Source organism: Tolumonas lignilytica (assembly GCF_000527035.1).
Classification (GTDB): domain Bacteria; phylum Pseudomonadota; class Gammaproteobacteria; order Enterobacterales; family Aeromonadaceae; genus Tolumonas; species Tolumonas lignilytica.
In genome coordinates this window covers 1,239,146-1,258,558 of record NZ_AZUK01000001.1, presented here as the reverse complement: position 1 = coordinate 1,258,558, position 19,413 = coordinate 1,239,146, and the positions used below count along the sequence as shown (strand labels likewise).

Annotated in this window: 18 protein-coding genes and 1 tRNA gene; 8 read left to right on the top strand and 11 right to left on the bottom strand. The window is 50.2% G+C overall.

Annotated elements, in window-relative coordinates; translation table 11 throughout:
- Positions 1-154: 154 nt before the first annotated feature.
- The 4 genes from H027_RS0106005 to cutA form a co-directional block, all read right to left on the bottom strand.
- Entirely contained in the window at positions 155-1,504 is a 1,350-nt protein-coding gene (locus tag H027_RS0106005) for a sodium-dependent transporter (RefSeq protein ID WP_024871589.1), read from the bottom strand.
- Positions 1,505-1,603: 99 nt separating this feature from the next.
- Entirely contained in the window at positions 1,604-1,885 is a 282-nt protein-coding gene (locus tag H027_RS0106000) for a GIY-YIG nuclease family protein (RefSeq protein WP_024871588.1), read from the bottom strand.
- The gene (gene dsbD, locus H027_RS0105995) at positions 1,879-3,588 is read right to left on the bottom strand and encodes a protein-disulfide reductase DsbD (RefSeq protein ID WP_024871587.1); all 1,710 of its coding nucleotides are present in this window, start codon (positions 3,586-3,588) and stop codon (positions 1,879-1,881) included. The genes H027_RS0106000 and dsbD overlap by 7 nt, the downstream gene beginning before the upstream one ends.
- The gene (gene cutA / locus H027_RS0105990; protein ID WP_024871586.1) at positions 3,585-3,905 is read right to left on the bottom strand and encodes a divalent-cation tolerance protein CutA; all 321 of its coding nucleotides are present in this window, start codon (positions 3,903-3,905) and stop codon (positions 3,585-3,587) included. The genes dsbD and cutA overlap by 4 nt, the downstream gene beginning before the upstream one ends.
- Positions 3,906-4,079: 174 nt before the next feature.
- Here cutA and H027_RS0105985 point away from each other — a divergent pair, with 174 nt between their 5' ends.
- The 4 genes from H027_RS0105985 (at position 4,080) to H027_RS0105970 (ending at position 7,306) form a co-directional block, all read left to right on the top strand.
- Complete coding sequence (locus tag H027_RS0105985; protein WP_024871585.1) at positions 4,080-4,589, top strand: FxsA family protein; 510 nt, start codon at positions 4,080-4,082, stop codon at positions 4,587-4,589.
- 144 nt (positions 4,590-4,733) lie between these two features.
- A complete protein-coding gene (locus H027_RS0105980; protein ID WP_024871584.1) occupies positions 4,734-5,027 on the top strand; it encodes a co-chaperone GroES in 294 nt (97 codons plus the stop codon).
- A 43-nt stretch (positions 5,028-5,070) separates the two neighbouring features.
- Entirely contained in the window at positions 5,071-6,708 is a 1,638-nt protein-coding gene (gene groL / locus H027_RS0105975) for a chaperonin GroEL (RefSeq protein ID WP_024871583.1), read from the top strand.
- A gap of 85 nt (positions 6,709-6,793) precedes the next feature.
- Entirely contained in the window at positions 6,794-7,306 is a 513-nt protein-coding gene (locus H027_RS0105970) for a DNA-deoxyinosine glycosylase (RefSeq protein ID WP_024871582.1), read from the top strand.
- On the opposite strand, the gene H027_RS0105965 is transcribed toward H027_RS0105970, so the two are convergent.
- Entirely contained in the window at positions 7,303-7,494 is a 192-nt protein-coding gene (locus H027_RS0105965; protein WP_024871581.1) for a CCE_0567 family metalloprotein, read from the bottom strand. The genes H027_RS0105970 and H027_RS0105965 overlap by 4 nt on opposite strands.
- Positions 7,495-7,797: 303 nt before the next feature.
- Between H027_RS0105965 and H027_RS0105960 the strand changes: the two genes are divergently transcribed.
- From H027_RS0105960 to H027_RS0105950, 3 genes are all read left to right on the top strand, one after another.
- Positions 7,798-10,389: a diguanylate cyclase gene (locus H027_RS0105960; RefSeq protein ID WP_024871580.1), complete on the top strand. Its 2,592-nt coding sequence runs from the start codon at positions 7,798-7,800 to the stop codon at positions 10,387-10,389.
- 69 nt (positions 10,390-10,458) lie between these two features.
- Positions 10,459-12,315 (top strand): peptidase U32 family protein, encoded by a 1,857-nt coding sequence (locus H027_RS0105955; RefSeq protein WP_024871579.1) that lies wholly within the window; start codon positions 10,459-10,461, stop codon positions 12,313-12,315.
- 83 nt (positions 12,316-12,398) lie between these two features.
- Positions 12,399-12,857 carry a YaiI/YqxD family protein gene (locus H027_RS0105950; RefSeq protein WP_024871578.1) on the top strand — a complete coding sequence of 153 codons (459 nt, stop codon included), beginning with the start codon at positions 12,399-12,401 and terminating at the stop codon, positions 12,855-12,857.
- 63 nt (positions 12,858-12,920) lie between these two features.
- Here the strand turns inward: H027_RS0105950 and H027_RS0105945 are convergent, their stop codons facing one another.
- From H027_RS0105945 to H027_RS18905, 4 genes are all read right to left on the bottom strand, one after another.
- A complete protein-coding gene (locus tag H027_RS0105945) occupies positions 12,921-14,063 on the bottom strand; it encodes a multidrug effflux MFS transporter (protein ID WP_024871577.1) in 1,143 nt (380 codons plus the stop codon).
- Positions 14,064-14,208: 145 nt separating this feature from the next.
- Positions 14,209-14,673 carry an aspartate carbamoyltransferase regulatory subunit gene (pyrI, locus tag H027_RS0105940; protein WP_024871576.1) on the bottom strand — a complete coding sequence of 155 codons (465 nt, stop codon included), beginning with the start codon at positions 14,671-14,673 and terminating at the stop codon, positions 14,209-14,211.
- Between the two features lie 10 nt (positions 14,674-14,683).
- On the bottom strand, positions 14,684-15,607 hold the full coding sequence (gene pyrB / locus H027_RS0105935) for an aspartate carbamoyltransferase (RefSeq protein WP_024871575.1): 924 nt from the start codon (positions 15,605-15,607) through the stop codon (positions 14,684-14,686).
- A 13-nt stretch (positions 15,608-15,620) separates the two neighbouring features.
- Positions 15,621-15,785: a hypothetical protein gene (locus H027_RS18905; protein ID WP_161632444.1), complete on the bottom strand. Its 165-nt coding sequence runs from the start codon at positions 15,783-15,785 to the stop codon at positions 15,621-15,623.
- Between the two features lie 218 nt (positions 15,786-16,003).
- Between H027_RS18905 and H027_RS0105925 the strand changes: the two genes are divergently transcribed.
- A tRNA-Trp gene (locus H027_RS0105925) sits at positions 16,004-16,080 on the top strand.
- A gap of 52 nt (positions 16,081-16,132) precedes the next feature.
- Here H027_RS0105925 and viaA read toward each other — a convergent pair.
- Both viaA and H027_RS0105915 read right to left on the bottom strand, forming a co-directional pair.
- Positions 16,133-17,572 (bottom strand): ATPase RavA stimulator ViaA, encoded by a 1,440-nt coding sequence (gene viaA / locus H027_RS0105920; protein WP_024871574.1) that lies wholly within the window; start codon positions 17,570-17,572, stop codon positions 16,133-16,135.
- A gap of 3 nt (positions 17,573-17,575) precedes the next feature.
- Positions 17,576-19,216, bottom strand: a complete 1,641-nt coding sequence (locus H027_RS0105915; protein ID WP_024871573.1) for an ATPase RavA domain-containing protein — start codon at positions 19,214-19,216, stop codon at positions 17,576-17,578.
- Positions 19,217-19,413: the final 197 nt, after the last annotated feature.

Sequence of the window (19,413 nt, the reverse complement as noted above, 5' to 3'; positions counted from 1 at the left end):
GCCGATAACGTTAGATTAGGTTAAAAAAAATGGAGGAGCCAGTCTTGCTCCTCCAGATCTCGTAACCTGTGGCGAAAAATGTGCAAAATGCTGCACTTTTTCAGGTTTTCAGGCTTCTTTTTTCCGGTTTCTTTCCTTCAGACTTCGCGCCCGATCACAGTATGTTCAGCGCATGCAGCATCACCGTCAGGATCAACAATGGGGTGATGAAGCGCAGTAAAACAAACAAGATCCGACTCAGGTGCTGGTTATGCAACTGTTGCTGGTTGCTTAATGCCTGCTGCAGAGCGGGATAGCCCCAGAACCAGCCGACAAAGACAGCAATCAGGATGCCACCGAGCGGCAACAGGATGTTTGAACTCAGATAATCGAAGAGATCGAACATGCTCATGCCAAACAGCTTAAAGGTGGCTAGAGTGCTGTTCGTGAGGGCGCAGGTAGAACCGAGCAAGGCCACCAAGACCAAGGTAATTAAGGTGGCAGTTTTACGACTTACGCCGAAACGTTCGTTGATGACCGCAACCGGCACTTCCAACAGCGACAGCATGGCACCAATGGCAGCAACTGAGGTCAGGACAAAGAACATGACCATCAGGAGATGACCAAACGGCATCTGGGCAAAGACGGCAGGGATCGTGATGAAGACCAGCGGTGGGCCGGCTTCCGGTTGAAAGCCAAAGGTGAAGACCGCCGGGAAGATGGCGATGCCTGCCAACATGGAGACGAACAGATCCGCACACATCACACGAAATGCCGTGACGGGGATATTCTGATCGTCGCGGAAGTAACTGCCGTAGGTCATCATCGTACCCATGCCGACCGACAGTTTAAAGAAAGCCAATCCCATAGCAGCCAATAACACCGTGCCATTGAGTTTGCTGAAATCGGGCTGAAACAAAAATTTCAGTGCTTCGCCGGCTTTATCCAATGACAAACTGAACGCACAGAGAATCAATAACAATATAAACAGTAATGGCATCAGACGCTTAGTGACAGCTTCAATGCCTTTGGCCACACCTAACAGCAAGATGCCACCAATAAACAGCAGTACACCCCATTGCCATATCAATGATTGCATGGGATCGCTGATCAAGGCCCCAAAGGCTGCTCCCGTCACTTTTGGATCGCTCGACAGAATGTCACCACTAATGGCTTTGGGCACATAAGCAAACACCCAAGCGACGACCTCAGAATAAAAAGCCATGATCAGGAAGGCGGCCAGCACACCAAACGCACCAATCAACCACCAGGGCTGGCCTTTCGGTGCCAGTTTTTGCAGGGTGGTGATGGGATTGGTTTTAGTGCTGCGCCCCATGGTTATTTCAGCAATCATTACTGGCAGGCCGACCAGCAGCGTCGCCAGTAAATAAATCAATAAAAAGCCGGCCCCGCCGTTGGCACCGGTCATATACGGAAATTTCCAGATATTGCCAAGGCCGACGGCTGAACCCAAGGTCGCCGCCAGCACACCGAAACTGGACGTAAATCCATCGCGTTTGGTCATGAATCACCCTAAATTGGTTTGCTTCTGCAAAAAACGAATTTTCCCATATTTTATATGGATTACACAGTAAGATCTGCAATCTTGTAGTGATTTCGTCGACTATTCGTCGCGAAATAATGAGGTTATCCATTCAGGATGCAGTGGTAACAATTCCTTACGGGATTTAGGCCATTGTTTCAGGCGATATTCAGCTTTGAGTGCCTGACTGCGGTTGCCAATCTCCGCATGCCAGTGCAGGGCGAGCGGGGCACGACCGCGCAGATTGCGTGCGCCCGTTCCGGCCTGATGTTGTACCAGGCGCCGGGCGACATCGGTGGTGATCCCGGCATAGAGGCGGTTGTCTTTGTCGCGGATCAGATAAAGTGACCAGACGGTTAACAAAGTTGACTGCGCTGACATTGATCGAGTTTATGTTGTAATTCGTCGGCGGAAACAAATCCCTCAATGTGTAACTGCGGATTAGGGGTGCTCTGTTTATCAAAAAACAGCACATTAGGTAGCCCCAGCACCTTCAAATGCTGCAGCAAAGCCTGGTCTTCACCGCTATTCGCGGATACATCGGCCCGTAATAGCTGATAATCACGCAGACTTTCCCTGATTTTCGGATTGCTGAAGGTCTTGGCATCCAGTTCACGGCAGGCCGTACACCAATTGGCATACAGATCCAGCATGACAGGCTTGCCCTGTGCTTTGGCGACGGAGAGTTGTTGGTGCAACTCGCTGGTATTGGTAATTGGTGTGAACGCCAGCGTGTCTGTTTTTTGCCACGCCAACTGCGCGATGGCGAAGCCGCCTGCAACCAGCAAACTGACTAAAATGAGTGGTTTGAAACGAGGGGATACGGTATCGGGCCATAAACGCCAACACAGCCATAGCAACACGGCCAAGCTAAAACCGGACCAAAGCAAGGTGGCGATATGCTCAGGCAGCAGACGTTCCAGTAAGAATAGCGGCATGGCCAGCAGTAAAATGGCAAACAACTGCTTCACAAATACCATCCAGGCACCGGCTTTGGGTAATAATTTACCGCCGAACAACCCTATCACTAATAATGGCACGCCCATCCCTAAACTCAGCAGGAACAGGGTTAGTGCCCCATAGAACGGCTGACCACTTTGGGCAATAAACAACAGTACGCCTGACAGTGGGGCACTGGTGCAGGGGGAACCGATCAGCCCAGACAGCGCGCCCAGAAAGGCCACGCCGTGTAATGAATGCAACGATTGTCGATTCGCCAGATATTGCAGTTTATCCTGCCAACTGCGTGGCAACTGCAGACCTTGTCCCCACAACAGACTCAACGCCAGACACAGGTAAAACACAGACATGATGCCGAGCACCCAAGGATTTTGTAACCACCCCTGAATTCCGGCGCCCGCAGAGGCAATCGCAATCCCGATAAGACTATAAGTGAGTGCCATCCCTACCACATAAGCCAGCGATAGCATAAATCCGCGTCGCCAGTTCAGGAGATGGCTTTGCTGCGTCAACATCGCACTCAGCACCGGATACATCGGATAGACACACGGGGTCAGTGACAAACCGATCCCCATGGCAAAAAAGCTGAGTAATGTCAGCCAACCCGGCTGTAGTGAAAACCCACTATGACCGAAAGGAATGGTTGGTGTGGCCGGGGGGGAATACGCCTGTAGCGAAATGTTTTTTTGCTGTGGTGGGTAACACAGCCCCGGTGTACAGCCCTGATAGTGGATCACTGCTGTCGTTCCGGGCGGGATCTGTTTAAAAGAAACAGCAAATGTCACCATTTGCGAATAGATTTCGGTCTGCCCCAGAAATTCATCCTGATGTATTTCGCCCGAGGGGAGGCTGAGCGGTGTGAAATCGGCACCGGCTACATCGATACGAATTTTGTCTTTATAGAGATAATAACCTTCTGCGGGTTGTAGTCTGATCTGTAGCTGATTGCCGGTTTGTTGTGTAGAGAGCACGAATGCTTGTTGCACCGGCAGGAATTGGGGCTTGGAGACAGGAATAAGTTGTTGCAATAGTGCATCATCCGCCTTCACCGGCGACATCGTGCCAAAGAACAGCACCAGAAAAAGAAGAGATAAAAAACGTCTCATGGCGTTGTTTGTTCCTGTAACCATTGCAAATAGGCGGCATTGCCGCTCAACACCGGCAGGGCCAGTATTTCCGGAATATCGTAGGGATGTAAGGCCTGGATCCGTTGCTGCAAGATACCAAATAAGGTGCGCCGACTCTTGATGATTATTTGGACTTCTGCGCTCTCTTCCAATTGGCCTTGCCAATAATACAGCGAGGTGACAGCCGGAATGAGATTGACACAGGCGGCCAGTTTTTCACTCAATAACGCGTGTGCCAGCGTACGGGCACAGTGTTCATCAGGACAGGTGCATAAGACCACAATCGTATCTGTCATTGGCGTGTTCCACGAAGCACTGTTCATCCTTTAATTATGCAACGAGTCACAGCAATCGACCACTAAAGAACAGACCGAACTTCAATTTGACCTTGAATCAGCCTGTGTGCATCCCCATTTGATGAATAATGCGTCAGTTCATCGACGTCACATTTGTTGGCCTGAGAGGTGCCTGTGGCAAAAATTGTATTTGGATTTTTCCTGCTGTTCTTTCTGGAACTGTGGGTGATCATTAAAGTCGGTTCCGTATTGGGAGCATTTATGGTGATCCTGTTGATGGTGCTGGCTGCAGGATACGGTGTCTCATTGGTTCGCTCCCAAGGATTGCGCACCATGATGACCATTCAGCAGCAATTGGCACAAGGGGTTGCGCCGACGACGACGGCACTGGAAGGGGTGATGTTACTTCTGGCCGGAGCATTATTCATTTTCCCCGGTTTTCTGACCGATATCATGGCGTTAATGCTGCTTCAGCCGATGATTCGGCAGTGGTTGATTCGCAAGCTCACCAGCTCCTCTCGTTGGCAGATCTATAGTGTGCATACCACGGTCGAGGGCGAAGCCCAGCATGTGGAACCAGACACTACCGAAGTGTTTCGCGACAAGATCAAACCAACACCTCACGCCGGCACCACGGTGGACGGGGAGTATGAACGTAAAGATCAAGATGGCGACAAACAGTAAAAATCGAATTTTTTGTTAAAAAATTTTTCTCGTGCGCCCTTGAAGCACAGGAATCAGCCCCCAGATCGGGGAATGTATTTGAATTCAATTTTCGGCCACTGAAGGCCGTAGTGATAGAAACAACACTCAGTAGGAGAGTTATCGATGAAAATTCGTCCATTGCATGATCGTGTGATCATCAAACGTACCGAAGTTGAAGCTAAGTCCGCAGGCGGGATCGTGCTGACTGGTTCTGCTGCCCAGAAATCCACTCGTGGTGAAGTTCTGGCCGTCGGCGCGGGTCGAATCCTGGATAACGGCGAAGTGAAAGCGCTGGCTGTCAAAGTAGGCGATAAAGTGATTTTCAACGAAGGTTACGGCGTAAAAACCGAGAAGCTGGATGGTCAGGAAGTATTGATCCTGTCTGAAACCGACATTCTGGCAATTGTTGAAGAATAATTCTCGTCATCCCCCAATTTGAGTTTTAAAGGAATTATAAAAAATGGCAGCTAAAGACGTTAAATTTGGCAACGACGCCCGTATCAAAATGCTGGAAGGTGTGAACGTTCTGGCGAACGCAGTAAAAGTGACACTGGGCCCGAAAGGCCGCAATGTGGTGCTGGATAAATCATTCGGTGCGCCTACCATCACCAAAGACGGTGTGTCTGTAGCCAAAGAAATCGAACTGGAAGACAAATTCCAGAACATGGGCGCCCAGATGGTGAAAGAAGTAGCGTCTCAGGCGAATGACGCTGCTGGTGACGGAACTACCACTGCAACTGTACTGGCGCAGTCTATTGTCAACGAAGGTCTGAAAGCCGTTGCTGCGGGCATGAACCCGATGGATCTGAAGCGTGGTATCGACAAAGCCGTCGTTGCTGCGGTTGAAGAGCTGAAAAAACTGTCTGTGCCATGTGCTGATACCAAAGCGATTGCGCAGGTTGGTACCATTTCTGCCAACTCTGACGAAAACGTCGGTAAGCTGATTGCAGAAGCGATGGAAAAAGTGGGTCGTGATGGCGTGATCACCGTTGAAGATGGTCAGGGTCTGCATGACGAACTGGACGTGGTAGAAGGTATGCAGTTCGACCGCGGTTACCTGTCTCCCTACTTCGTGAACAAACCAGATACCGCTTCTGTGGAACTGGACGATCCGTTCATCCTGCTGGTTGACAAGAAAGTATCTAACATCCGCGAAATGCTGCCAGTACTGGAAGGCGTTGCGAAAGCAGGCAAACCACTGGTTATCATCGCTGAAGACGTTGAAGGCGAAGCGCTGGCAACACTGGTGGTTAACACCATGCGTGGTATTGTGAAAGTGGCTGCGGTTAAAGCACCTGGTTTCGGCGACCGTCGTAAAGCGATGCTGCAAGACATCGCGATCCTGACTGCCGGTACCGTGATTTCTGAAGAAATCGGTATGGAACTGGAAAAAGCGACACTGGAAGAACTGGGTCGTGCAAAACGCGTAGTGATCACCAAAGAAAACACCACCATCATCGATGGTATCGGTGAAGCGACCACTATCGAAGCGCGTATCGCTCAGATCCGTCAGCAGATCGAAGAGTCTTCTTCTGATTACGACAAAGAAAAACTGCAGGAACGCGTAGCTAAACTGGCTGGCGGTGTTGCTGTGATCAAAGTCGGTGCGACCACCGAAGTTGAAATGAAAGAGAAGAAAGCCCGTGTAGAAGACGCGCTGCACGCAACCCGTGCTGCGGTTGAAGAAGGCGTGGTTGCTGGTGGTGGTGTGGCACTGGTTCGCGTAGCTTCTAAACTGACCGAGCTGAAAGGCGACAACGAAGATCAGACCGTTGGTATCCGTGTTGCACTGCGTGCGATGGAATCACCACTGCGTCAGATCGTTGAAAATGCTGGCGAAGAACCATCAGTAGTTGCTAACCGCGTTCGCGAAGGCAGCGGTAACTTCGGTTACAACGCCGCGACCGAAGTGTACGGCGACATGCTGGAAATGGGTATTCTGGATCCAACCAAAGTAACCCGTTCTGCACTGCAGTTTGCGGCTTCTGTGGCTGGTCTGATGATCACCACCGAATGTATGATCACCGACGCACCGAAGAAAGATGCACCAGCAATGCCTGACATGGGCAGCATGGGTGGCATGGGCGGCATGATGTGATTTTTAATCACTCATAACCATCTGAAAAGGCTGGAGTTATCTCCGGCCTTTTTCTTTTTCTGCATATTTGTATTCAAGGAATGGTATGGACTTACTTTACAGTTTTGCTCCGATTGCCAGTGACAATGCGCGTGTGCTGATCTTGGGCAGTATGCCGGGGCAGGCCTCACTGGACGCCGGGCAATATTATGCCCATAAGCGTAATCTGTTCTGGCCGATCATGGGGGAACTGTTAGCGTTTGATCCGCTAAGTCGCTATGAAGACCGAACCGGCGCATTACAAACCGCCGGTATTGCCTTGTGGGATGTATTGCAGTCCTGTCATCGTGAAGGGAGTCTGGACGCAAAGATCCGGCCTGATACGCTAACGGTGAATGATTTCGCGGCGTTTTTCCGGCAGCATCCGCAGATCCAACATGTCTTTTTTAACGGAGAGAAGGCATCGGCCTGTTTTCATCGTTATGTGGATAAAAAGGGTTTACCAGAAAATCTGCTCTTCCAGCGATTACCGTCGACTAGCCCGGCCAATGCCTCACAATCCTTGCTGTTTAAATTGCAGGCATGGCGTCAGGTCATGACTTGTTCATCACCGGTTTAAATACCTTGTTCCTTGCGAAATGCCTGTAAATCGGCCATTAACGCCTGCAGCGTCTGGCTTAGTTCCGGCAGACGTGAATAGTCAGTCCATAGCGTATCTTCAACAACATCATGGATCTGTCCGGCTACTTCCATAATGATTCGTTTTTTCTTGGCGAGCAATTTCTGTGGATCCAGCTGTTCTGTCATAAGCAACTCCAAGCATATAGAAAATCATTGCTCAGCAGGTTTCATACCTAATTATTTTTCATTTTTATCATTATGTTACGAGTGATGATTTTGTTTTTGTCTGACGATTAGTGGGGCAAAGATGACAAATGAAAGCATCTTTACATCCGCGATGGCTGGAAGTTTTGGTCGTTCAAATAATGAGCGATTTCTCTTTTGTGCTTAGGTCACGAATTGGCATTTGCTCATTCAGTCATCTGCTACGCTTATAGCAATAAAGATAAGTATTTCAATGCAATATAAGGGTTTAAATGAGTCTCGTTGATGTGTCGACGCAGACAGTTTTTACCGATCAGGCAGGTCGTCATGCCAGAAGCGTTTGCCGAAAATACAGTGCCCGACTCATGGTGGAAGCGCATTATCGTTGCCATTGGGTTAGGTTTGGTGGCTTATCTGAATGTCATGGCTGCGCCACAGCAGCCCGGAGTGATTGCATCTCTCTGGTATGTGAATGCCTTGACGATAGTCACCTTGCTTTATCATCCGGCATGTTGTCGAGCCATACTGTTGTCTGGATATGCGATCGGTCTCAGTGCAGGTTATTGGGCTCATCATGTTTCGGGAATTCCACATTTCACGCTGATGCTGGCCAATTTAGCCGAGATCTTGGTGGCTGTTTATGGGTTGCAACGGAATCAATTGGCCCGTGATTTTTATTGTAGTGTTCAGGCCGCTATTCAACTGGGTGTTTATGGCATTCTCTTACCGCCATTACTGAGTGCGACGATTATGGTTGCCGGGTTCAGTTCGATATCGTCGGTATCCTGGTCGTTGATCGGTTTGCCTTGGTATATCAATTCGGTGATTAGCAGTGTCTCTGTGATGCCACTACTGCTCCTGATCAGGCAACATCACTGGAATTCCGCGCATCGGAGTTTATTTGCCGTCACACTGCTCCTTTTGCTGACTTACACTGCCATTGTGTTGTTGTACTTCCCATTTCCGTTTGTCTATCTGGGATTCGGTTTGGCATTGATTGCGATTCGATACGGGATCTTTGGTGCCGCATTGGCCGGATTTCTGGTTTCTTTCTCTATTGCACTGTTTATCCGCATGGGGTGGCTGAGCTGGCAGCAATATGATCCGCACCTGCTGATGCTGTATGTCTATTTGCCCATTATGGTGTCGCTGATCCCGCCCCTATTACTGGCGATTTTTGTTGATGCCTTGCATATCCGTGAGCAACAACTGTTGACGCGTGAATCTATGTTTCGCGATGCCATGGAGGCCTCTGCCATCGGCATCGCACTTATCTCGACGGATGGCCAGTTATTCAAGACGAACCCCGCGTTGTGCCGCATGCTGGATTACAGCGAGACAGAATTGGGGGATTTATCATGGGATCAGGTTATTTATCCCGACGATCTGGCCGCAGAACAACAGAGTCAGCAACAATTATTAACCAGTCAGAAAAACTCGTATCGGTTGGAAGTTCGTTATCAACGGAAAAATGGACAAAGTTTCTGGGTACGCCAAGTGGTCTCCATGGTGCGGGATGCATCTGGGTTGCCACATTATTTTGTATTACAGGTCGAAGACATTGATAGCCGGCGTAACAGTGAAGAGCGCGAACGTGAGTTGTTCAACCGTTATTTACTGGCCGCCGAAGCCGGGCAGGTGGGGGTTTGGGAATGGCGACCGCTGGAGCAGTTGCTAAATTGGGACGAACGAATGTTCGATCTGTATGCCATCGACCGACGCTATATTGTGCCTTCTTTTACGATCTGGAAAAGCTGCGTGCACCCCGACGATTTACCGACGTTGCTGAAAGAGCTGGATAGTGCACTGAAAGAGACCAATGTGTTGGACAGCGAATTCAGAGTCATACATAAAGACAACAGCATTCATTATTTGCGGACTCATGCAATGGTAGAACGTGATGCGGCGGGAAATCCCTGGCGAATGGTGGGGACTAACTGGGATATCACGGAAATTCGGGTATTGATGAATGATTTATCCCACGAACGGGAATTGTTGCGTACCACGCTGCTATCGATCGGGGAAGCCGTTGTCATGACGGATCCGCATGTCCGGGTTGTGTTTATGAATCCGGCGGCAGAGCAGATCCTGCAATGCCCTAATATCAAAGCGGCGTATAAACCCATCGACAGTATCATGCGGATCGTCGACAGCGAAGGACATGCCTTGGATAACCCACTGCACCTCGCCTTAACGCAACGCCAGCTTATGCATCTCGGTCACGATGCGTATTTAAAGCGTCGGGATGGTTCACTGTTGGCGATACAGGATTCCGCTGCACCAATATTACGGGATAACCATGAATTGTTAGGTGGCGTACTGGTCTTTTCTGATGTGACCGAAATGCGCGGCCTGCAAAAGCAACTGGGTTATCAGGCCAGCCATGATCCGTTGACCGGGTTGGTAAACCGTTCCGCGTTTGAAGCGATTTTGCAGGATGTCGTGAAAGAATCGGTCATGACGGCAGGGCGAAGTGCGCTGGTCTTCCTCGATCTGGATCATTTCAAACAGGTTAACGATACCGCGGGTCATGCAGCTGGGGATAAGTTATTGAAACAACTGGCCACCCTGATGAGCGAACAAATGCGTGCCTCTGATTTGGTCGCCCGGTTAGGCGGCGATGAATTCGGGTTGGTTCTGCGAAACTGTTCTGTCGCCTATGCTGAGGAATTCATGCGGGAAGTCATTCAGTTAATTTGTCAGTTCGAGTTTCGCTGGCATGACCGAAGTTTTCATGTCGGGGCTAGTGCTGGGCTGGTGGCTGTTAATGGATCTATCTCTTCTGCCAGTGCCCTGCTGGCGTTGGCGGATAAAGCCTGTTATGACGCGAAACGATCTGGTCGGGGACAGGTCAAGGTCGTCCATGATGCTTCTTGATACAGAATAAGTCTCGTCTTGTCATGGGTTGCTATAATTGATGTTCACTCTGTTAAAACACCCGCGTGCATGAATCATCGTCAAAAATTAGAACTGCTGGCTCCGGCCAAAAATCTTGAGTTTGGTATTGAGGCCATTAATCATGGTGCTGACGCCCTGTATATCGGGGGCCCTTCTTTTGGTGCCAGAGCGGCCGCAGGGAATTCGATTGCCGACATTGAAACACTGGCGGCGTATGCTCATCGCTATGATGCCAAAGTGCTGGTGGCCCTGAATACCATTTTGCGTGATCACGAACTGGTTGAAGCAGAACGCTTGATTCATCAGCTTTACGAGGCGGGTGCCGATGCACTGATTGTGCAGGATCTGGGATTGCTGCGGCTGGATCTGCCGCCAATAGCCTTACATGCCAGCACCCAGCTGGATAACCGGACGCCGGAAAAAGTTCGCTTTCTGCAGGAAGTGGGTTTTTCCCGTGTGGTTTTGGCGCGTGAACTCTCGTTGGAACAGATCCGATCGATTGCACAGCAAACCGACGTTGAACTAGAGTTCTTCGTCCACGGTGCATTGTGTGTCAGTTACAGCGGGCAATGTTATATCAGTCATGCCGTTACCGGCCGCAGTGCCAACCGGGGCGAGTGTGCCCAGCTCTGCCGGGTGCCCTGCACGCTGGAAAACAGAGACGGTGTCGCGCTGGCCCGCGATCAGCATCTGCTGTCGCTGAAGGATATGAACCAGACGGCTAACCTGCAACTGCTGGCTGAAGCGGGGATCAGCTCATTCAAGATTGAAGGCCGGCTGAAAGATTTTTCCTACGTGAAGAATGTCACTGCCTGGTATCGGCAGAAACTGGATGCCATCATGGAGGGGAAACCGCAATGGCAACGTGCTTCAGCGGGTAAAAGCCGATACACCTTCACACCGAAACCGGAAAAAAGTTTTAACCGGGGCAGTACCGATTACTTTCTGCATGGTCGCCAGATCCCGATCACTTCGTTTCAGACACCGAAATATGCGGGTGAGCCGGTCGGCACCATCAGCCGGATTGCTGATAAATGGCTGGAGGTGCAGAGTGATGACGAGTTCCATAACGGCGATGGGTTCAGTTATTTCAATCAGAAAAATGAGCTGGTCGGCTTACGGGCTAACCGGGCAGAGGGTAACCGTTTGTTCCCGGCTGAAGCGATCCGGGGCTTGAGTGTCGGCACACACCTGTATCGCAATCACGATCAGGAATTTGAAAAACTGCTGGAAAAAAAATCGGCAGAACGGCGTCTGAGCGTGGTATTGCAACTCAGTGAAACTGCCGATGGCTTTTTACTGCAGATCACCGACGAACAGGGGATCACCGCCCAGGCGGAACTGACGCAGAGCAAAGAGGCGGCCAGTAATCCAGAGCGGGCCACCTCTTCCTTAAAAGATCAACTGGCGAAGCTGGGCAACACCATCTTTGAAGCGGCAGCGGTGGAGCTTAAGCTATCTCAGCCGTGGTTTATCCCGGTCAGCAGTCTCAATGCGTTGCGGCGCGAGGTTGTCGACAAACTGGAACAGGCAAGGGCTGCGGCCTATCAGCGTCCGGAAGCCAATCTGTCCCGTTCGCCACTGGCCGTATTTCCGCAGTCGAAACTCACCTATCTGGGCAATGTCTATAACGCCGAGGCAGCCGCATTTTACCAGCAGCACGGGGTTGACGAGATCGCGCCGGCCTATGAACAGAATCAGGAAGCGAACGAAGTTTCGCTGATGATCACCAAGCATTGCTTACGTTACAGTTTTAATCAGTGCCCGAAAGAGCGGGAACCGGGATTTAAGCCGGATCATCTGGTACTGAAGATGGGGAAAGAGAGCTTTCGCCTGAAATTTGACTGTAAGCGTTGTGAAATGCATGTCTTGGGTAAACTGAAACAGCCGCGTTCAGCAAAATAACAGCGCATGGTGACGCACACAGCCATAGACGCCGTGAGCTGGGTGGTTATGATATCGGTTGATTCATTACCTTCAGGAAACATATGACCATCTGGGTGGATGCGGACGCTTGTCCGAATGCAGTAAAAACTATTCTGTTTCGTGCCGCAGAGAGAACGGCCACATCATTGATTCTGGTCGCAAACCAGTCGATCAGCGTGCCGCCCAGCCGTTATATCAAGACACTGCGGGTCGAATCCGGGTTTGACGTCGCGGACAATGAGATTGTGAAACGCGTGGATGCAGGGGATTTAGTGATCACCAGTGACATTCCGCTGGCCGCCGATGTCATTGCAAAAGGCGCGTTTGCCCTCTCTTCCCGTGGCGAGGAGTACACGCGGGACAATATCCGTGGCCGCCTGAATATTCGTGATTTTATGGATACCATGCGGGCCAGCGGCATACAAAGTGGTGGCCCTGCCGCATTCAGTGAAACCGAAAAACGCGCTTTTGCCAATGCGTTGGATCGTTATCTGGCCCGAACACGTACGCAGTCAGCCTAAACACACTTGCCATACCCTGTGATACCAAGCTCACAGGGCATGCACAACATCCTTGCCAGTCACTTAGTGTGACTTCGCCATGCGGCGCAACGTCAGCCAGGGAATCGCACTGCCGATCACCGCCATGATGGCAATCAGCACGATCTTGGCATCCGGCACGAGCGAGACAACCTGCATCCCGATGGCGCCGAGAATAAAAGAGGAAAACGTCAGGAGGGATGAAGCCGCCCCCACATCATGATGGACTTGTTCCAAGACCATGTGGTTACACAATGGGCGACTGATCCCCATACAGAACGAAACCGCAAACATGGCGCCGGCAAAACTGGCGCTGGTCGGATGCCACAACAGCATCACCATGCCAGCGAGAAAGATACCGGCCAATGACCAGTTCAGGATCTGCATGGAAGAAAAACGGCTACCCAATTTGGTACAACAAAATGAGCCGCTCATCAAACCGATCGCATTGAAGCCAAATAACAGCCCGAATTGTTGCGCTGACAAATGAAAATCAAGCATGTAGATACTGCTGGATGCCGCCAGAAACGAATAAAAAAACAGCGGAGTGATCGAAAAGACTAAGGTCAGTGAACGGTAGGGTTTATTTTGAAACAATACCAGATAACGGCGTAATACGGCACACACCCCGCCTTTCGTACGATGGATGTTTGGCTCTTTGAAAAACCAAGCGCCAAACAGCGATACGACGGCCAGCACGGCGTGGGTGATAAAGATGATCCGCCATGAGAGATGCGCGATGACCCAGCTTCCCAGCATCGGGGCCAGCATCGGAACCAGTGGCACAATCACACCAATGTAGGCCATGACTTTTTTCTGCTGCTGGCCGGTGTAGAGATCTTTCGACAGGGTCAGTGACAGTGAAGAGGCTGCCGCAGCGCCGCAACCCTGCAGAAAACGGGCGATGACCAGTTGGGTGATGGATTGCGCCATGGCACAAAACAGGCTGCCCACAATGAAGATCACAATGCCGACCAACAAGACCGGGCGGCGACCAAAGCGATCCGCCAATGGCCCATACACCAATAAAAACAGGCTGAAGGTGATAAAGAAAATGACCAGGGAAAAATTAGCCTGCGCCAGCGAGAGTTGCCACAGATGTTGCAGCATCGGCAACGCCGGCAGATACATATCGGTTGCCAATGCCGGAAAACCAGCTAGGAGAATGATGAGGACAAACGGTGGCATGAAAGAACCTTTGCGGGAAAAGATGTATGCGTGTGATAACAAAAAAGTAACAGTTTCGCGGCAGCAATGCCAGTCTTGATGGTGCGTAAGGGAACGTTGTGCCAATGGTGATTACGCCTGTGGGACAGGCGTAATCAGTGGTGCATCAGAAGGCATCACTCACGATTTCTTTCGTGAACGATTTTTCACAGTAGTGGCATTTCAAACGAATTTCACCTTGTGCGGAGCGAACGCCAAAACGGCTGCGCACCGGTTCCCGATGGCTGATGCAATTAGAGTTCGGGCAGGCAAACACGCCAACGATGACTTCCGGCAACTGTAACTGATGTTTGGTGACCACTTTAAAGTCTTCAATGATGTTGACGGTGGCCTGTGGCGCAAATAACGCCAGTTGGTTGGCCTGGTCGGCCGTCAGTTGGGTATTTTCCACTTTGATCAGATCTTTGGCACCCAGCGCGGCAGAGGGTAAATTCAAACCAACGGTGATCCGCTGACGGGTATCCAACAGATGAAACAATTTCAGGATTTTGATCCCCTGACCGGCAGGAATATGGTCGATCACCGAACCGTTACAGATCGCTTCAACTTGTAGCTGTTTTTTCTCTGGCATGATCGGCTCCTTATACGGTTTCGTTCAAAACTAAAGCCAGCAGTGCCTGACGTGCGTACACGCCGTTGCCGGCTTGCTGAAAGTAATAGGCATGAGGTGTGGCATCCACATCGGTATGGATTTCATCCACTCGTGGCAGCGGATGCAGAATTTTCATATTCGGTTTTGCGGTTTCCAGTTGCTCGGCCGATAACACAAATTTGGCCGCAATATGACGATATTCGGATTCTTCAAAACGCTCTTTCTGCACCCGTGTCATATAGAGAATATCCAGTTCCGGCATCACCTCTTCCAGTGAATCGTGGAAGCTGAATTCAATGCCTTTTTCCGTTAATTCCTCACAGATATAGTCGGGCATTGCCAATGCTTCCGGTGCAATGAAATAGAAGCGGGCACCGAACAGACTTAATGCCTGTGCCAGTGAATGCACCGTACGGCCATATTTCAAATCACCGACGAAGGCCAGTTTCAGACCGTCCAAGGTGCCCTGAGTTTCATAAATACTGAACAGATCCAGCAAGGTTTGGGTTGGATGCTGATTTGAACCATCGCCAGCGTTGATCACGGGTACAGAGGAGAATTCCGCCGACAAACGGGCCGCGCCTTCCTGTGGATGACGGATCACGAAGGCATCGGTGTAGGAGGTGATGACACGTACCGAGTCGGCCAGCGTTTCCCCTTTTTTGGCCAAAGAGGTATTTCCGGCATCGGCAAAACCGATCACGGAACCGCCTAAACGATGCACGGCTGTTTCAAATGACAGACGGGTTCGGGTTGATGCCTCAAAAAAGCAGCTGGCGACCACTTTATGCTGTAACAAGTCATGTCGTGGTGTTTGTTTTAGCTGGCTTGCCGTACGAACAACCAGTTCCAGATCGGTGCGGGTCAGATCAGCGATCGACAGAATATGTTTTTTATACAGGGGGTTGGCCATGGCGGTAGTGTCCTCAGACAGGATAAGAGCGGATGGTTAAACACAGCGCTGGGTGTAAAGGCACAGAAAAAAGCCCCATTTGCAGGGGCTTTTGGTATGAATTCAGCAGAATGGGCAACGCATTGCCAACAATTTGTTGTGGCAAACCGCAAACGGTCAGATCAATATCTTGCTGCATAGTCACGCGTCCATTCTATCAGTGCGCGCTGATTATAGTTGATGGGGGGAGTGCTGTTAAGCGACCAGCAACAAAGATCTGAGGTCAGGCAGGGCAGAAAGATCGCTTTTTTTACTGAAATCAAAAGCAATTAGTTAAAAAACGAGCAAAAGAACCAAGCGGCATAAAAATCGCTTTACCTTTCAAGGTCAGTTTGTATAATCGCTGACGAAATTTGCAGGGGCGTAGTTCGAATTGGTAGAACAGCGGTCTCCAAAACCGATGGTTGGGGGTTCGAGTCCCTCCGCCCCTGCCAACTAAAACCAGCGGAAGCTGGTTTTTTAGTTTCTGTATTCCGCAAATTGTTCTCAGCGCACTTTTCGCAGCATCCGCCCTGAGAGGCTGGTGTCAAATTTCCAGACGTTATCAAAAATCTTCATCAGCGCGGGCTTGCCATGTCGTGACAGGCTGACGGCATTGAAGCGATTGCCGTTTTGTTTGATTCGATACGCCTGTTGCTCCGTTTCCGGGCTGAGTCGTTGGGCTATAAAATCGGAAAGCACCACCGCATCGGCATTACGGAACTGGGCCTGTTGCATATAGTTCATCACCTGATGCATACAGGGCTCGAGATCGGTACCGCCTTTAAACGAACAACTGAGAAAATTCAGCGCTTCCTGTAATCCGTCCGGTCCGGTCAATTCATAGGTCACCACATCGGTGGAAAAGAGCAGGATCACACAATGACGTTGTTCGGAGAGCGCAATCTGTAACAACGCAAAGCAGAAGCCTTTGGCGCAATCTTCCGGGTAGCCGCTCATCGAACCGGAGGTATCAATACAGACAATAAATGGCCCTTTGGTATCTTCCGTTTCCCCGAAAACCCGGCGTTCACTGAGGGTGGTTTCCAGACTCTTGCTTTGACCCATAAACTGATAGTTCAGCAGGCGTCGTTCCGCGAGCTGTTTATAGAACACCGTTTCCAGCTCAGGTTCCGTTAATAAGACGGTTTCTGAACTGATCAGGCGATTAAGCTCGTTGCTCTGATGCACACCGACTAAATCATCCGGAACTTGTTCCTGCTGTACATATTTCCATTCCGGTGTTTCGACCTGGGTGATCTGTTCTTCGGCACTACTATCCTGTGTTGCGGCGCGCCCCAGTGCATCCGCGATTTTCTTGAGTTCAGGATTATTGACCAGAAAGCTGGCGTAATGGCGAAACAGCGCACTGTTGCCCTGTAACATGTGCGTGGCGGTGAGATCCCACAATTTACCGGGATGCTGCGGGGCGAGGGTTTCATCCAGTTCACCGGCAATCTGCATGCGCAACTCCAGTTCCTGCAACATGCGTTCGCGCTCCTGCTCCGCAAAATCAATTTCCAGCGACAACACACGGGAAACCAGATGTTCGCGCCATTTCTGGATAAAGAGCTGTTTTCGGTTCAGCAGATTTGACTGGCCGAGACTCAGCAGCAGGTTTTGCGCATCAGTATGAAAGTCGCTGTGTTGTAGCTGCACCAGCAGACGAGTGCTCTGTTTTGAAAACTGCTCCGGGCTTAAGCCCTGCGTTTCAAGAAAGAGAATATATTCCTGCTGTAAATCATCCGGAACCGGAATACTTTTCATCTGGGCCGGCATGGCCTGGCTCCATTGCTGTACATGTTCCTGAATGTTTTTGAAAAACAGCGGATGCTCATGCATAAATTGCGAGATCTGCGGTGACGACATCACTGTAGACACCAGATCCTGCACCATCTGTGTTTCATTAATCGCCAGCAACTGTGACAGTGTTTCTAAATCAACCATAAGCTAGTGTCCGGCTAATTGGATCAATGACGCGAGACTTTGCTGGTTCATTTCCACTTGGTATTGCAGGTTTTGTATCTCACTGTCTAAGCGCATGAAACTGTCTTCAATGGCGGTCAGTGAGTCTTGTGCCAGAAACAGATGCGGACACTCAGCAGTAAATAACAGATATTGTTTTTTTACGTCATCGCGCAATCGACGCCACTCTTTTTGAATGGTATCCAGTTGGTCATGCCAGGTTTTGGTTTGCCATTCCGGTAAGCCTTTCTTACCTGATATGGTTAATGCTATCGGGCGGTTAGCACTGTCTCTGGCGATCAGGACGGCCTGACCATCCGTACCTTGTACATCAGCGTCAAAACGCAATGTAACCATACTTTGATCTTCATGCAAACGAACCGGAACAGGCTCTTGTTTATGCAACCAGAGCATTAACTCTTTACGTCGTAATGTAGCGTAATGGATCTCTCGTTCCGGATGTTTAGGATCCAGATAGGCGGTCTGTAAAAAAATCAGCCGGTAATGTTCCGCTACCGGGCTCAGCTCTGCGGTTTTAAAATCCAGTTCCCAGCTTTTACTTTGTGGGCGCAGCAGGTTTTTGGTCGGGGAAAGGCGACAACCGAGGATCTTGGTCTGTTCCCGTTGATATTGCTGTAATTCTGCCAGCAGGCGTTTCAACGAGATGTGCAGCTGCTCCTGACCAAAGGCTGATTTGCAGGCAAAGTCATGCAACATGGTTTCAATTTGCTGCCGGGCATAAAGGTCATGCCATAAACAGTCTTTCAGCAACAGCAGATCCAGACTGTTGATCTTCTGCCGACCGTTAAAAAAGGCGCTGGATTGTAATAGGCGCAAGGCTTTTTTCCAGCGGCGATCCGAGACATACATCGAATCTTGCTGTTCGCTGTTTTGCTGGCTGAGTTGGTAGATTTGCTCGCGTAACGCATATAGCTGCTCAAAAATGGCATCCGGCAAAGCAACTTGCGTTAAGGCCTGTTGCCATTCGTTATATTCGTCATCACCGATCTTCAGCGCGGGTTGTACGGGATCATGCATCGGATCCTGTCGGCTGACCAGCATGGCCCGGAAATTTTGCTTGTCTTGTATCCGGTCCATCCAGATCCGCATGAGCATACGGTCATACAAGGCTTCCAGCCCGCTGTCTTTCTGCGGTAATTCATTCGAGGCAGTCACCAGCAATCGCATCGGAACCGAGACTTCGCGTTCGCCGTTACGAAAACGGTGTTCATTAATGACCGTCAGCAGGGTATTCAATATTGCAGGGCCCGCCTTCCAGATCTCATCCAGAAAGACCACTTCGGCATCCGGCAAATAACCTTCTGTCAGGCGTAAATAGCGGCCGTCATCTTTGAGTGCCTGAATCGATAACGGGCCAAAGACCTCCTCCGGGGTGGAGAAGCGGGTCATCAGATATTCAAAGGCATGATTGTCGCGGAATGCGTGAATGAGACGACGGGCAATCAGACTCTTGGCTATCCCCGGCGGGCCCAGCATGAAGACACTTTCACCCGATAACGCAGCCAGCAAACAAAGCCGGATCACGTCTTTTCGTTCAAATAAGCCTTGAGACAGGGCATCAATCAACCGCCCGATGCGTTCTTGAAGCTGTTTGTTATTCTGCATGTAACCGTTCTCCGTCGCTGGACATGACTACTGAGCGACCTGTGTTTATATAGTTATAGTTTGCCGGAACAATTATTTTTCAGGCTTGTTTTACATCATGAACTGCCTGAATTAGATGCTGCGGCATTATTGCCTCATTTTTATCTGCTATGTATATGACTATATGCGCTATTGACTATTTTTTCTCGGCTCACTCT

Coding starts and splice junctions, on each gene's coding strand:
- H027_RS0106005 (WP_024871589.1), bottom strand. CDS start 1,504: ATGACCAAACGCGATGGATTTACGTCCAGTTTCGGTGTGCTGGCGGCG.
- dsbD (WP_024871587.1), bottom strand. CDS start 3,588: ATGAGACGTTTTTTATCTCTTCTTTTTCTGGTGCTGTTCTTTGGCACG.
- cutA (WP_024871586.1), bottom strand. CDS start 3,905: ATGACAGATACGATTGTGGTCTTATGCACCTGTCCTGATGAACACTGT.
- H027_RS0105980 (WP_024871584.1), top strand. CDS start 4,734: ATGAAAATTCGTCCATTGCATGATCGTGTGATCATCAAACGTACCGAA.
- groL (WP_024871583.1), top strand. CDS start 5,071: ATGGCAGCTAAAGACGTTAAATTTGGCAACGACGCCCGTATCAAAATG.
- H027_RS0105970 (WP_024871582.1), top strand. CDS start 6,794: ATGGACTTACTTTACAGTTTTGCTCCGATTGCCAGTGACAATGCGCGT.
- H027_RS0105965 (WP_024871581.1), bottom strand. CDS start 7,494: ATGACAGAACAGCTGGATCCACAGAAATTGCTCGCCAAGAAAAAACGA.
- H027_RS0105960 (WP_024871580.1), top strand. CDS start 7,798: ATGTGTCGACGCAGACAGTTTTTACCGATCAGGCAGGTCGTCATGCCA.
- H027_RS0105955 (WP_024871579.1), top strand. CDS start 10,459: ATGAATCATCGTCAAAAATTAGAACTGCTGGCTCCGGCCAAAAATCTT.
- H027_RS0105950 (WP_024871578.1), top strand. CDS start 12,399: ATGACCATCTGGGTGGATGCGGACGCTTGTCCGAATGCAGTAAAAACT.
- H027_RS0105945 (WP_024871577.1), bottom strand. CDS start 14,063: ATGCCACCGTTTGTCCTCATCATTCTCCTAGCTGGTTTTCCGGCATTG.
- pyrI (WP_024871576.1), bottom strand. CDS start 14,673: ATGCCAGAGAAAAAACAGCTACAAGTTGAAGCGATCTGTAACGGTTCG.
- pyrB (WP_024871575.1), bottom strand. CDS start 15,607: ATGGCCAACCCCCTGTATAAAAAACATATTCTGTCGATCGCTGATCTG.
- H027_RS18905 (WP_161632444.1), bottom strand. CDS start 15,785: ATGCAGCAAGATATTGATCTGACCGTTTGCGGTTTGCCACAACAAATT.
- viaA (WP_024871574.1), bottom strand. CDS start 17,572: ATGGTTGATTTAGAAACACTGTCACAGTTGCTGGCGATTAATGAAACA.
- H027_RS0105915 (WP_024871573.1), bottom strand. CDS start 19,216: ATGCAGAATAACAAACAGCTTCAAGAACGCATCGGGCGGTTGATTGAT.